We start from the raw sequence: 13,151 nt of genomic DNA, 5'->3' as shown, positions 1-13,151 counted from the left end.
TGCACTCACCCAGAGCCCGAGCATCTGGGCGCAAGCGTGCGCGTGCAAGCACGTGGCCGACACCAGCGCTCACGCGGAACGTTACCGCGAGGATTCAGTGGCCGGGGAAGTCGAGCCGCGCGCGGAAGCCGAAGATGGCCTGCCACTCGAGGGCGCCACCGGGGGTCTCGCCGTCGGAGCGGCTGAAGTTGCGCGTGATGTCGAAGCCGAGGAATGGTCCGAGGCCAAAGGGCTTGGCCAACATCCAGTCGCCGCCAAGCATCAAGTGCGCGACGACGCCGCTGTACGAGACTGAAGAATCGCCGAGCTCGAGCTTCGAGCTGCGATAGCCGAGCCCCGCGGTCGCGTAGGGATCGAAGCGCAGACCTTGCACCAGGAAGTAGCTGGCGGATGCGCCAACGGCGTAGCCTGAGAGCTTGCAGTCCGGGCAGTCAGGGTCGTCGCCGCCGAACGAGCTCCACTGCCCCCACACACCAACGGCGAGGTTCCGGTGGACCCCGTAGGCAAGCTGCGCGTCTAACCCCCAACCCGAGCTGAGGAGATCGTTGCTGTAGACGCCAGACTCGATGCTGCCGAAGGGCAAGCTCAAGAAGCCGCCCACGCCGGCCAGGATGTGCCCGCTGCGCTGATCAGCGGCAGGAGGAATGTCTGGTGGCGGGGGTTCGTCGTCGTCCTCGATGTCTTCGGCGGGTGCTTCGGTGACCTCACCGCCGCCGCGGTTCAAGCCCGGATCGAGGCTCGCCGAGCCGTCGAGCTCTTCGACGTCGCTGGCTGGGGCTGCAGGCTCTTGCCCAAGCGCCGCGCCTGGTAGCGAGCAAACGAGGCAAGCCAGCAGGCCGAGCGCGAAACGGGGACGCGCGGGGACGAACTGGCGAGCGGGTACCAAGGCGGTCATGAGGCGGCACAGTTAGCACGTGAGCGACACGGGGCGACAACCGCTTTTTGCCCGAATGTGCCCTGACGGAGCCTGGAAAGGCGCGCGCTGATTGGCGCCCGAGGGCGGCGTTTGTGGCTCCGGATCGCCTCTGGACGGGGTTTTTCGGGGGGAGGCGGCACCGCAGCGCGGAGCACCACACGCTGCTCTGAGAGTCATCAGAGAAGGTCCGGCGCAATGTGCGGTCTGTAAGCAACCGAACGGCTCCTTGTCCGAGCAGTCCATGCATGAGTCAGGACGAGACCCAGGAGCTGATGTGCCGCGCCCCCAGCGGCGCTTGGTTGATGGAAGTGACCGCGCCGAGCGAGTCCTTCGTGGTGCGCATCGAGAAGGGCCAACGCCTGCGATTGGGCAGCGCCGGGGCGTGCGAGGTGTCGATTCCCGATCCCACCGTTAGTGGGCGGCACGCCGAAGTGCGCTGGACGGAGGACGGCCTGGAGGTGTGCGACCTCGAGTCGAAGAATGGGCTCTATCTCGATTCCGCGCGGGTTCGAGCCGCGAAGCTCGTCGCGTCGGGAAGTCACTTCCAGCTCGGGCGTACCCTCGTCGTGCTGCGTGGCGCTGACCCTCGAGAGACGGAGGAGCCCCAGGTCGAAGTGCCGGGTCTCGTTGGCAGGTCATCGGCGATGCGCCGCGTGGCAGGGGAGATACATCGCGCGGCGCCGCTCAGGGCGCCGGTGCTGGTGGTGGGTGAGACGGGCACGGGTAAGGACCTGGTCGCGACCGCGCTGCATCAGCTCTCGGGGCGAGCCGGGATGCTGGTTCCCCTCAACATGGGCACACTGAGCGAGGGTCTCGCCGACGCTGATTTGTTTGGGCACACGCGAGGGGCTTTCACCGGGGCCATCACCCAGCGCAGCGGCGCGTTCGCATTGGCTCACGGGGGAACGCTCTTTCTGGACGAGATTGCGGACCTCACGCCAGCGCTTCAAGTGAAGTTGCTGCGCGTGGTCGAGGACGGCCGGGTACGGGCGCTCGGATCGACGGAGTATCGCGAGGTCGATGTGCGGGTGGTCTCGGCGACCTGGGCAGACTTGAACGAGCGAGCCACCCAGGGTCGGTTCCGGGAGGATTTGCTGCACCGGATCTCCACCCTGGTGGTTCGGCTGCCGCCGCTCAGGCAGCGGAAGTCGGATATCGCTGGGCTCAGTCGATCGCTCCTCGCCCGCTACTCCGGGGAGTTCGGCGAACTCTGCCTCAGCGACGCCGCGCTCTCGTGCTTGATGCGCTACGACTGGCCTGGGAACGTGCGTCAACTGGGCAGTGTGCTCTATCGGGCGGCGCTGATGGCACAAGCAGGAATGATTGAGGCGGACGACGTCGCCCAAGCGATCGGCTCAGCCTCCCAGCGTGCCAAACCGGTTGCCTCGCCCGTCGACGCGGTCCAGATCCTCAAGCAACACGGCGGCAACGTCAGCGCAGCCGCGCGTGCCCTGAGAGTACCGCGGAGCACCTTCCGCGCCTGGCTCGAGCGCGCAGAGCACAGCGCCGCTTGAGGGGACCAAATGCAAGAGGCCGCGCCTTCGGGGCGCGGCCTCAGCGCTAGTGGGAGCGTTGCCAGCTCAGAAGCTGCCGCCGAATGCGAAGCCCTTGAAGTCGTCGGTGACCACGGGGCTCGCGTAGGTACGGGGTGCGCGCTTGCCCTTGTCTTGCTTGGCGGTTCCGCTCGGCGATTTCTCTGCCGTGAGGAAATACCCGCCAACCACCACGCCAGCGCCAACTGCGGCGAGGACGAAGCTGACGGTCGAGACCGTCTTTTTCGTATCGCCCGAGTCGACGTGGTCCTGCCAGGTTGCGCACGCATCCCGGAAGTGTTCGTATTGTCCGTCCGACGAATTACAGGGCGCGCTGGTCTTGAACTGGGGCTTCTGAGCTTCCGCGAGGATCGCGGAGCGCACGTTGTCCGCGTCGCTGTAGCTGGCGCTGGATGACAACGCGAACGCGACACCGCCAATTAGGCCGAGCCCAAACAAGCCACCGCCCACGTAGGCGACCGGGCTCTGCAGCGCCCAGTCGAGGAATGGCTCACGGTCGCCGTCGGTGCTCACTTGAAACCCGCCCCCAGTGTCCCCGGGAGGCGTGGTGCCCGGGTTGCCCTCTCCGGGGGGGGGCTGATCCGGACCAACGACGGGCCCTGGGCCCACTGCACCCGCTCCACCGAAGCTCAGGCTCACCGGAGAGGAGGCGCCGGCCGCGGCGCTGACGTCTTCGACCGCGCTGTCCGTGCCCTTGCGCGCCTCGAACTTGTGGTTCCCCGGGGAAAGGTACACCGGAGCGGGGAGTGGAGCCGTGCCAACGGGCTCTCCGTCGACGAACACCTGCGCACCGGAGGGCGCCGTCACCGGGAATTCGCCCACCTTTGCCTTTGCGGCTTCGAAACCCTTCTGTGCCTCGCTCTTCTCGGCGGCCGAAACGGCGGGGTTCTCGCGTAGGAACTGCTCGAAGTGCTGGGCCGCGTCCGCTTCGTGACCGGACCTTAGCTCGCTCTGCGCGAGATTGAGGAGTACCGAGGGGTGCTTCTTCAACGCATAGGCTTGAAGGAATGCGGCGCGCGCCTTCTCGTAGTCCTTGGCGTCGTAGTACTGGACGCCTTCCTGAAAGCGCTGACGCGCCATCTCCGTCATGGCGTCGGCCGACTGCGCTTGTGCGGAGCCAGCGACCAATAGGGGACTGGCGGCGCTCAAGGAAAGGGCGAAGGCGAGGGTATAAGCGCGGGTTCTCATCGGATCCTCAATCAGTTCGGCGTGGGGTAGGTGCGAACACTTCCTCAGGCATGGAAGGCTGAAGGCTCGGGTTTCGGGCGATAGGCGTGAGCGCCAAAAATTGCAAGCTTCCCTTGGATTCCTCGCGGCTTCGCTGCCGCGGGTGAGCCTTAGAACGGCGCGTCGCGGACGATCTTGCCGGCGGGGGGCGCGGTGGGTTTCGGAGCGGGGGCCGTGGTGGGTTTGGGCTTGGGTTTTGCGGTCGCCGCCGGAGTGCTGGTCGGTTTGGGCTTGGGGGCTGAAGTCGGCTTGGGGGGCAGCGTCTTTACCGTCGGTTGGGGTGCTGCGACTGGCTGGGGCTCTGGTTCCGCCGTCGCGGTCGGCTCCGGGGTCGCAGGCTCATCGGGCTTCGCGGCTGGCTCAGCTTGGGTTGCTGCAGGCTCGGCTGCGGTCGCGGTGCTGGCCGCGGCGGTCTGCGTCGGCTCTGGCGTGGAGGTTTTGGTGGTCGCTGGTTTTTCCGCAGGGCTATCATCACCGCCGCGCGTCAGGAAGTAGCCCGCCCCGAGCACGACCACCGCCGCAACCGCAATCAGCGCGAACTTGCTGCCTGAGCCCGCGGACTGCGTCGGAGGAACGAAGACGTCGTTGTCTTCCGCGGCGACTGGCGCCGGTCTTGCCGCGGCGGGGCTGGGTTTGGCCTCGGTTGGCTTTGCAGCGACGGGCTTCGCGGCTGCGGGCTTTGCGGCGGGGGCCTCTGCGACCGCCTCGTCTTCGTCTTCGTCCTCGTCTTCGTCCTCGTCGTCAGCAGAGCCGTCCGCGGGTGCGCTCGCCTCGGCCGGCTTGGGTTCGGGCTTGGCCTCTGCTTCAGGGGCTGTTTCCGCGGTATCCGGGTCGGCTTTGGGTGTGACCACCGGCGCTGCGAGGGACTCGGGTTTCGCGTCTTCGGCCTCTTTGGGCTCGCTGGCGGTGTCGCTGGGCGCGTCGGCCTTTGCGTCGTCCTTGGGGGCGGTGCTGCCCGCGCTGGGCGGCGCCACCCCGAGCAGCGTCTGCTTGGAGAGGGGCGTGTGCTTGGCGGTGTCCTTGCGTGGATCGCGCTCGGCCTCCCTGGGCTTGTCGTCTCCCTGCGGAAGTTTGACAGCGCCGAGCCCCAACATGGTCTGCTTGGGCGCGGGGGGAGCAGCCGACGGGGCCTCGGCTTTGGCTGACTCCTCGGGTCGCTCAAGAGTGGCCACACGCGGGGCCGCGCTCGGTTCGTCCCGAGTCACCGTGGAAGGCTTTAGGCCAACGAGCGTTTGCTTAGGGGCTGGGGCAGCTGGGGCGTCATCGCCTCCCTCGTCGTCCCAGACGGCGCGGAAGTCTCCGGACATCCGCTCGGCTTCCTCCGCAGTGAGGCCATCTACGCCGACCCAGTCGGACTTCGAGTCCGGTCCGCCTGTCCCAGTACTTTCGCCCATACAATCGAGGCTAGTACCGCGCGGCCGATCTTTCTACCGAAGTTCGGCCGCTCGCGACGCGCTCCAGCTGTGTGTTGGCGCGGGGAGCCAGCTGGTTGTCGGGGCAACTTTCGTTGAGGTTGAAACAATTCGATGGCACGGGATGCCCTGTTCTCGTGGTTTCCTTGCGTGAACCCTCGTTAGGCCGCTATCCCAGCGCTGTGAGGCCCGCTGCCACCCCCTGCATTCGCCGGCGTAGCGCGCTGGTTTGCTGCGTGCTGGCTGGGGTCGTGGCCTGCTCGACGAAGCAACCGAGCGGTCAGCAACCCAGCGCGTCAGGCTCTGCGACGCTGGCTGCTCCCCCACGCACGCGCTCAGAGCTCGTTGCCGAAGCAGATCGTTTGGCGGTGGAGGGCGAGCGAGAAGACGGCCCCCAGGGAGCCAAGAAGCTCGATCAAGCCGCGCGGCTGCGGCGAGACGTGTGGCGCCGTTGGGGACGGCGGGTCGATGCGCTTGAAGCGCTCGAGCTGTGGCGTATCAGTGCGGAAAAGGAGTGGGACGGTGCGTGCGAGGCGGCACTGCAACTCGCGGTTCTGGACGCGGAGCTGATTCGGGATCCTTCGACGGGGTATCGTGGTCTCTACACCGCGGGCCTCGCGCACAAGCAAGCCGAGTGTCGTAAGGTCATCGAGCGCGCTCAGGGACTGCTCGCAGCGTTCAAACCGGCGGACGCAGCGTTGGCGGAGCTTCAAGGTGGCGGCAGTCGGACAGCGACTCACGAGCCTGGCGATCCTGCGAACGCCCAGGAGGTTCAGCCCGAGATCTCCCCTCGCGCCTCGGGTCCGGTCAAGCTCGGTACCATCGAGAGCTACGGCTCTGAGGACGCAGCGCGCGTGGTCGTCCAGGTCAGCGCACCGGCGGTGTTCAAGACCGGCTTCATCCCGGGTGAAGGCAGCCAGGGACCGCGCTTCTTCATCGATATCTCGAAGGCCAGCTACTCGGGCAAGAGTAGCTACGACGTTGGTGGGATCGTTCAACGTGTCCGCCTAGGAAAGCAGGAGAACGGGACGCGCGTCGTCCTCGATTTGGCTCAGTCTGCTCACCGTCGGGTGTTCTACCTTCCGGAGCCCTTTCGCCTGGTCATCGATATCTCGAAGCACGCCCCTCGCGTCGCCCAGCGAGACGTCGCGCGCGGGCCCGTCGCGGTTCGACGCGTGGTGATCGATCCTGGCCACGGTGGCAACGACCCCGGCGCGATCGGTGGCATGGGCCTCGCGGAGAAGGACGTCACCCTGGACATCGCCCACCGCGCCGCTCCGCTCATCGCGCGGGAGCTGGGGATTTCTACACTGCTCACGCGCGACTCGGATGTCTATGTCCCGCTCGCGGAACGCACGGCGCGTGCGAACGCATTCCGTGCGGATTTGTTTGTGAGTGTGCACTGCAACTCCTCCGAGTCCTCGACTGGTCACGGGGTGATGTCTTTCGTGCTCGCGTCGAGCAACGATAAGCTGGCGTCCTCGATCGCCGCGCGCGAGAACTCGGCTAGCGTGGCCGCATCGAGCGAATTGGCTCGGGTCTTGAGTGGGATCCAAAGCGCGACGCGCCTCGAGTCCCAGCACTTCGCGGGGCTGCTGCAGCGTTCCGCGCTCAGCTCGTTGGGGAGTAAGTACCCAGGGCTGGTCGACCGGGGTGTCAAGAGCGCGGGCTTCTACGTGCTTGCTGGGGCCGAGATGCCCGCGGTGCTCTTTGAGACTTCGTTCATCTCGAATCCCACCGAAGAAGCACGACTCGATAGCGCCGACTACCGCCAGAAGCTGGCGGACGCGATCGTCAACGCGATCCGTGCCTATCGTGACGGCGTGTAGGTTCGAGAGCGGAGCTTCGAGCCGGGGCTCAAGCGCCTCGCGGTACGTGCTTACCGACGAAGCGCCCGCTCTCGAGCACGAAGCGGGTGGGGCCTTCCTCGCTACCACCAATCGGTTCCGCGCGGGAATGCAGTGGATCTCCGGGTAGCGCCAGAATCGTGGCTTCACCTTCGAACACCAACTCCGGGCAGATCGCGTCCAGTGAGTGACGCTCCGCCAGGGATGCGACCTCTGCCGGTGACGATAGCTCAGCCAAGAGCTCGAGACTGCGGCTGGTGGGGGGCGCCAGAAAGACTTCTCCGGCCGCCCAGCGCTCGAGCAGGCGCCCCGGCGTTGACCAGAACCCCTGGGTGGTCTCGTGCTGGTCACTTTCTCCGATTTGGCCAGCGGGTAGGTCGAGCCAGTAGAACGGAGTCTCGAAACGGCGCTTCTCCGCTTTGGGGGTCGTCCAACGCCAGAGCGGTGTCAGGCGGGCGGTATCCAATACCCAACCGCGAGCCTGGATTAGCGTGCGGAAAATGTCGCCGGCCGGCACATCCGACTCCTTGCCCCGCCTCGCGAGCTCCGCTCTCAGCTCGAGCGCGTCGCTCGCGCTCAGCGAGTCACCGACCACCGGCAAGATCGCTGCCTCTTCCAGCGTCTCGCGCAGGGCTGCCACAGCGAATCCCAGAGCAGCTTCGCCCAGGGCCTCCGCGCGCGCCGCTAGGGGCGTGAGACTCGATCGCCAGTCCGCACTGAGATCTCCGGCGTCCACCTTGCCGCCCGGGAAGACGATAGCGCCGCCGAGGAAGCCGGACTTGTGGTGACGCTTGACGCAAAACACCTCCACCCCGGGCTCCTCCCCCGGCGCGGGGCGGCCGATGATCACCGTCGCAGCGGGAACAGGGATGACGCCTTCTCGGTTTGGGTCGAGATCGAGCATGGTAGGTGGCTATACCAGCCGCCAGCGCCCCCGGGCGTGAAACGAGCACACGTTCACCAGCGGTCAGCTCCACAGCGCCACACGGGCGCGAACTTTCAAGATCCGCGCCGTCCGGGCATAGGTCGGGCGGTCAGATCACTCGACCCGGCGGGGCAACTGTGCCGCAAACACTCTGGAATCAGCCGTCGGGGGATGGCGAGCGCCACCGACCGTTGACGGAAGCGAATACGCTCCCTATCTTGCCTGGCCCCCAAGTCCACGAACGGGCAGGGGGAGGGGTCGTCACACAGATGAACAAAGCCAAGCTGAAGAAGTTCCAGCAGCTCCTCGAGGACAAGCGCAATGAGATCGTTCAGCGCGCTCGGCAGACGTTGGACCAGGACATGACCCTGGACGCGGACGACCTGCCGGACGAGATGGACCTCGCGTCGAGCGAGTACCTGCAGTCATTCACGTTCCGCCTGCGTGGTCGCGAGAAGACCTTCTTGGAGAAGATCCAGAAGGCGCTGGAGCGAATCGACGACGGCAGCTTCGGCGATTGCGAGGAGTGCGGGGAACCCATCAGCGAAAAGCGCCTCGAGGCTCGCCCGGAGACCACGCTGTGCATCCGCTGCAAGGAAGACCAAGAGCGCGTCGAGCGCGACTTCGGCTGAACTGGTTTGCTTGTTCGCGCCTCCCGGGCGCGAATTCCACGCTAGGACTCGGCGCAGCGCAGCCGTCCTGAAAAAACGCAAACGGCAGGCACCTGAGGTGTGCTGCCGTTTCGTGCTTTGTCGTCGCCCTGATCAGCCCTTGGCGACCCGCGCCTTGGGCTTGGCCTTCGCCTTCTTTGCGGTCTTCGCCGCAGGTTTCTCTTTCGGCGCTGGCTTGCTGCGGGGTGTCTTCGCCGCCGATGGCGTTTTCGGTGCCGCCTTCCCACGCTTGCCGTTCGCTGCTTTGGAGGGCGTGGGCTCGGCCAGCGCCTGGGTGAGGAAGCGACCGGTGTGACTGCCTTCCGTGGCGGCAACGTCTTCGGGCGTGCCAGCCGCCACGATACGTCCGCCGCCAGAGCCTCCCTCGGGGCCCAGGTCGATGACCCAGTCCGCGCAGGCAACCAGATCCAGGTTGTGCTCGATGACCAGGATGGAGTTCCCGGCGTCCCTGAGCCCGAGCAACGCGTGGCTCAAGAGCTCGATGTCCTGGAAGTGTAGGCCGGTAGTGGGTTCGTCGAGCACGTAGAGCGTGCTGCCCGTTGCGGTGCGGGCGAGCTCCGTGGCGAGCTTCACGCGTTGGGCCTCGCCACCGCTCAGCGTCGTGGCCGGCTGCCCCAAGCGGATGTAGCCGAGGCCAACTTCCCTCAGCGCCGCCAGCCGCTGGCGGATCCTCGGGATGGCGTCGAAGAGCTCGAAGGCGTCGTCCACGGTCAACTCGAGAGCGTCGGCGATGGACAGGCCGCGGTAGCGGATTTCAAGCGTCTCCCGATTGTAGCGCTTGCCGTTGCAGGCGTCGCAGGTGACGTACACATCCGGCAGGAAGTGCATTTCCACGCGGAGAACGCCATCGCCTTGGCACGCCTCACAGCGGCCGCCCTTCACGTTGAAGGAGAAGCGACCGGCGCGGTAGCCTCGCGCGCGCGCGTCGGGCAGCGTGGCGTAGAGTTCGCGCAGGTGGGTGAAGATCCCCGTGTAGGTCGCGGGGTTTGAGCGCGGAGTGCGACCGATCGGGGCTTGATCGATGCTGATCACCTTGTCGATGAGTTCGAGGCCCAGGATGTCGTCGCAGGGCCCGACCCAGTTGCGCGCGCCGTAGAGCTTGGAGCGTGCAGCCGCGAGCAACGTGTCCACGATCAAGCTGCTCTTCCCCGAACCGCTGACTCCGGTGACCGCCGTGATGAGCCCGAGCGGGATCTCCACGGAAACGTCCTGCAGGTTGTGCGCGCGCGCGCCACGCACTTCGAGCTGCTGCTTGCCCCGAGGCTTACGCTGGCTTGGGATCGGGAGCCGCTTTTCCCCCGACAAGTAGGGCCCGGTAACTGAGTCCGGGTCCTTCATCAGGTCGCTCGGAGTGCCCTCGGCGACGACCTTTCCGCCCAGCGTGCCCGCGCCTGGCCCCATGTCGAGCACGTAGTCTGCGGCGAGGATCGCCTCTCGGTCGTGCTCCACGACCAGCACGCTGTTCCCTTTGTCCACCAGGCGCCGGAGCGCTTCGAGCAGCCGCTCGTTGTCACGTGCGTGTAGGCCGACGCTTGGCTCGTCGAGCACGTAGAGCACGCCGATCAGGCTCGCCCCGATTTGGGTCGCGAGGCGAATACGCTGGCCCTCACCCCCCGAGAGAGTGCGCGCGGAGCGGTCCAACGATAGATAGCCAAGACCGACATCGATCAAGAACCCAAGTCGGTCCGTTACCGCGCGGATAAGTGGGTCGGCGATGGCGATGTCGCGGGTGCTCAAGTCCGCGCGCAGCTCTTTGAGGAAGCTCCGCAGCTCCCCCAGGGACATCGAGCCCAGGTCCGCTAGTGTTCGCTCCTGGACCTTGACCGCGAGCGCCTCTTTGCGGAGCCGGCTCCCGTGGCACTCGTCACAGATGCGAGTAACCACGTAGCGACCCACGTCCTCGGGACGCAGCGCGCCTTCGTCGAGCTCGTCGTCGGTGTCCGGAGCGTCGTCTTCGTTCTCGAGCCACGCCTCCAGTCGTGGGACGATACCGTCGTATTGCTGCGCCTTGCGCTTACCGCGACCGGGTCCGCCGAACAGGATCGCGTTGCGATCTTGCTCTGGGAGCGCATCCCACTCTGCGTCGGCGTCGATGCCGAACATTTTCACTACCCGGTCCACTTCGGTGGCCGCCGCGACACTGCCTCGACGACCGAAGGCCGTGACCGCGCCTTCCCGCAGGGACCGCGCTCCGTCGATGACGATGCGCGCGGGATCGATGCGCGAGCGCATGCCGAGCCCATCACAGGTGGGGCATGCTCCGTGGGGGCTGTTGAAACTAAACAACCGTGGTTCGAGTGGGGGCAGCGTGATCCCGTGCTCCCAGCTCACCAAGCGCTCGCTCATCACCTCCGGCTCGCTATCGTCCAGGGCGTCGATCAGGAGCGTGCCGTCTCCAAGGTCGAGCGCTAGCTCTACAGAGTCGGTGATGCGGCCCTTCGAGCTGTCCTTGACCACGATGCGGTCGACGACGACGTCGAGATCGTGAGGCGTTTTGGGATCCAGTGGGACGTCGTCGCCCAAGTCCACCGCCTCACCGTCCAAGCGGGCTCGCACGAAGCCTTCACGACGCAGGCTCTCGAGCTCTTCTTCGAGGTCTCCAGTCGCTTGGCGGAGAATCGGCGCCAAGATCGCGAGTCGGCTGCCGTCGCCCCGTGCGAGGATCGCGTCGACCATCTCCTGCACGGTGTAGGCGTGGAGTACGCGTCCGGAAATTGGGCAGTGAGGAACGCCGATGCGCGCGAACAAGAGCCGCAGGTAATCCGCGATTTCGGTGACGGTGCCGACCGTTGAGCGCGGACTCTTGCCGAGCGCCTTTTGCTCGATGGCGATCGACGGACTGAGCCCTTCGATGCTCTCCACCTTCGGCTTGGGCAGCTGCTCGAGAAACTGGCGTGCATAGGCGCTCAGTGACTCCACATAGCGTCGCTGTCCCTCAGCGTAGATCGTGTCAAAGGCGAGGGATGACTTGCCGGAACCACTGGGACCGGTGATCACGACCAAGCGATTGCGAGGCAGGTCGCAGTCCACCCGAGTCAGGTTGTGCTGCTCCGCACCGCGCACGCTGAGGTACTGCAGGGGATCCGAGGGGGCTTTCAAAGGGCACCTAACATAACCCGCTCCTCGCGCGTTGGGCGACCCTCCCAAAGATTCAGGCGAGCGCGTGGAGTTCTTTCGTGCCGGAACAGCTTCCTCGGGTTCGCTCTCCGGGAGTGGGATCAGGGGGGAGGAGCCCCGATTTCTGCGTCGAGAGTGGGCCGCTGGCGCGGAAGGTTTGCGTTCAACCTCACATCTGGGGCACGCCTCAGGCGTGTCACGTTGGTTTCTGATTGCAGCCGTGGGGATCACGTTCGGTTGTGAGACCGAAGCGGACCCCTTGGCGCGGCCGGATCCCCCAGCGGCGCCCACTGCAAGCGTGCCTGTGAGCGTGAACTCCGCAGCACCGCCCGTTGACTCGACCCTCACCCCCAAACCCGCCGCCGCGGCGTGCCCTAGCGACATGCAGGAAATCAACGGCGACTATTGCCCGTTCGTGGGCCACCGCTGCCTCGAATGGGCAAACCGGGCGCAGGGACGTTGTGCGCGCTTCGAGCAGCGGGCGATTTGTGAAGGGCGCGTGAGCAAGCGCCATTTCTGCATGGATCGCTATGAGTTTCCCAACCAAGCCGGCGCGCTGCCCGTCGTGATGGTGAGCTGGTTCGATGCCGAGGCGACGTGCCGGCAGTTGGGCAAGCGGCTGTGCACCGAGAGTGAGTGGAACTTCGCCTGTGAAGGCGAAGCGCGACTTCCGTACCCCTATGGCTACGAACGGGACGCCAAGGCGTGCAACATCGACCGCAAATATCGTTTCCCAGATTTCGCAGCGTTCGACTCGGATCGCGCGGTCACCGACGAAGTGCTGCGTCTCGACCAGCGCGTACTGAGCGGCGAGCTCGAGTGCCTGAGCCCGTTTGGTGTCCACGACCTCACCGGAAACGTCGACGAGTGGGTGGTCAACGAGAGCGGCAAGCCCTACCCGAGCGGCCTGAAGGGAGGCTACTGGGGACCGATTCGGGCGCGCTGTCGGCCCATGACCACCTTCCACAATCAGTGGTTTCGGTTCTATCAGGTCGGCTTCCGTTGCTGCTCCGACGTCGCCGCTACGAGCGCTGGGCCGGGTCCCGCAGTGAACGCGCCGTAGCGCAATCTGCCTCGCTGGCGGTTGCCCGGGTTGAGCCGTTCGAGTAGGTTCTGCCCCGTGGAGCTCCCGCCGGCCCATAAGCTGGTTGGGTGCGGAGGATGCAAGAAGACCCGCCCCCGATCCTTACTCGAATACGAGTTTGCTGATCTTCGGAGCGCGCTGCATCCCCTTCGCTCGCGACGCCTGTCGCGCAACGTGGCGCTGTCATTCCCAGCCCGGGCCCATAGCTCAATCGGTCAGAGCGTCCGTCTCATAAACGGGTGGTTCCTGGTTCGAACCCAGGTGGGCCTACCGAGTGCGCCTTCCCGTTGGCGGGCGCCGCCGAGTTGCAGCCACGGGGCAGGCGACGCCGCCCCACTGCGGCCCCGGCACGGAGGGCTGGAACACAGCCCGCTAGGCGTCGCCACAAACAGCCTGTAT

Annotated in this window: 9 protein-coding genes and 1 tRNA gene; 5 read left to right on the top strand and 5 right to left on the bottom strand. The window is 66.2% G+C overall.

Features of this window, described 5'->3' with window-relative positions; genetic code table 11:
- Positions 1–94: 94 nt before the first annotated feature.
- Positions 95–895 (bottom strand): outer membrane beta-barrel protein, encoded by an 801-nt coding sequence (locus tag H6718_01005; protein ID MCB9583940.1) that lies wholly within the window; start codon positions 893–895, stop codon positions 95–97.
- Positions 896–1,161: 266 nt separating this feature from the next.
- Between H6718_01005 and H6718_01000 the strand changes: the two genes are divergently transcribed.
- The gene (locus tag H6718_01000; GenBank protein ID MCB9583939.1) at positions 1,162–2,430 is read left to right on the top strand and encodes a sigma 54-interacting transcriptional regulator; all 1,269 of its coding nucleotides are present in this window, start codon (positions 1,162–1,164) and stop codon (positions 2,428–2,430) included.
- A 66-nt stretch (positions 2,431–2,496) separates the two neighbouring features.
- Here H6718_01000 and H6718_00995 read toward each other — a convergent pair whose 3' ends face one another.
- On the bottom strand, positions 2,497–3,657 hold the full coding sequence (locus tag H6718_00995) for a tetratricopeptide repeat protein (protein ID MCB9583938.1): 1,161 nt from the start codon (positions 3,655–3,657) through the stop codon (positions 2,497–2,499).
- Positions 3,658–3,806: 149 nt separating this feature from the next.
- On the bottom strand, positions 3,807–5,090 hold the full coding sequence (locus H6718_00990) for a hypothetical protein (protein MCB9583937.1): 1,284 nt from the start codon (positions 5,088–5,090) through the stop codon (positions 3,807–3,809).
- A 200-nt stretch (positions 5,091–5,290) separates the two neighbouring features.
- On the opposite strand from H6718_00990, the gene H6718_00985 reads away from it, so the two are divergent.
- Positions 5,291–6,937: an N-acetylmuramoyl-L-alanine amidase gene (locus tag H6718_00985; protein ID MCB9583936.1), complete on the top strand. Its 1,647-nt coding sequence runs from the start codon at positions 5,291–5,293 to the stop codon at positions 6,935–6,937.
- Between the two features lie 28 nt (positions 6,938–6,965).
- Here H6718_00985 and H6718_00980 read toward each other — a convergent pair whose 3' ends face one another.
- On the bottom strand, positions 6,966–7,859 hold the full coding sequence (locus tag H6718_00980; protein ID MCB9583935.1) for a hypothetical protein: 894 nt from the start codon (positions 7,857–7,859) through the stop codon (positions 6,966–6,968).
- A 290-nt stretch (positions 7,860–8,149) separates the two neighbouring features.
- Between H6718_00980 and H6718_00975 the strand changes: the two genes are divergently transcribed.
- Positions 8,150–8,512 carry a TraR/DksA C4-type zinc finger protein gene (locus H6718_00975; GenBank protein ID MCB9583934.1) on the top strand — a complete coding sequence of 121 codons (363 nt, stop codon included), beginning with the start codon at positions 8,150–8,152 and terminating at the stop codon, positions 8,510–8,512.
- 132 nt (positions 8,513–8,644) lie between these two features.
- On the opposite strand, the gene uvrA is transcribed toward H6718_00975, so the two are convergent.
- On the bottom strand, positions 8,645–12,052 hold the full coding sequence (gene uvrA, locus H6718_00970) for an excinuclease ABC subunit UvrA (GenBank protein MCB9583933.1): 3,408 nt from the start codon (positions 12,050–12,052) through the stop codon (positions 8,645–8,647).
- 115 nt (positions 12,053–12,167) lie between these two features.
- On the opposite strand from uvrA, the gene H6718_00965 reads away from it, so the two are divergent.
- Positions 12,168–12,731 (top strand): SUMF1/EgtB/PvdO family nonheme iron enzyme, encoded by a 564-nt coding sequence (locus tag H6718_00965; GenBank protein ID MCB9583932.1) that lies wholly within the window; start codon positions 12,168–12,170, stop codon positions 12,729–12,731.
- Between the two features lie 217 nt (positions 12,732–12,948).
- Positions 12,949–13,022: transfer RNA gene (locus H6718_00960), tRNA-Ile, on the top strand.
- The last annotated feature ends 129 nt before the right edge of the window (positions 13,023–13,151 follow it).

The organism is Polyangiaceae bacterium (genome assembly GCA_020633205.1).
In the GTDB taxonomy this organism is placed as follows: Bacteria; Myxococcota_A; Polyangia; order Polyangiales; family Polyangiaceae; genus JAHBVY01.
The sequence above is the reverse complement of the archived record's forward strand: the minus strand, read 5'-3'. Positions and strand labels throughout refer to the sequence as shown.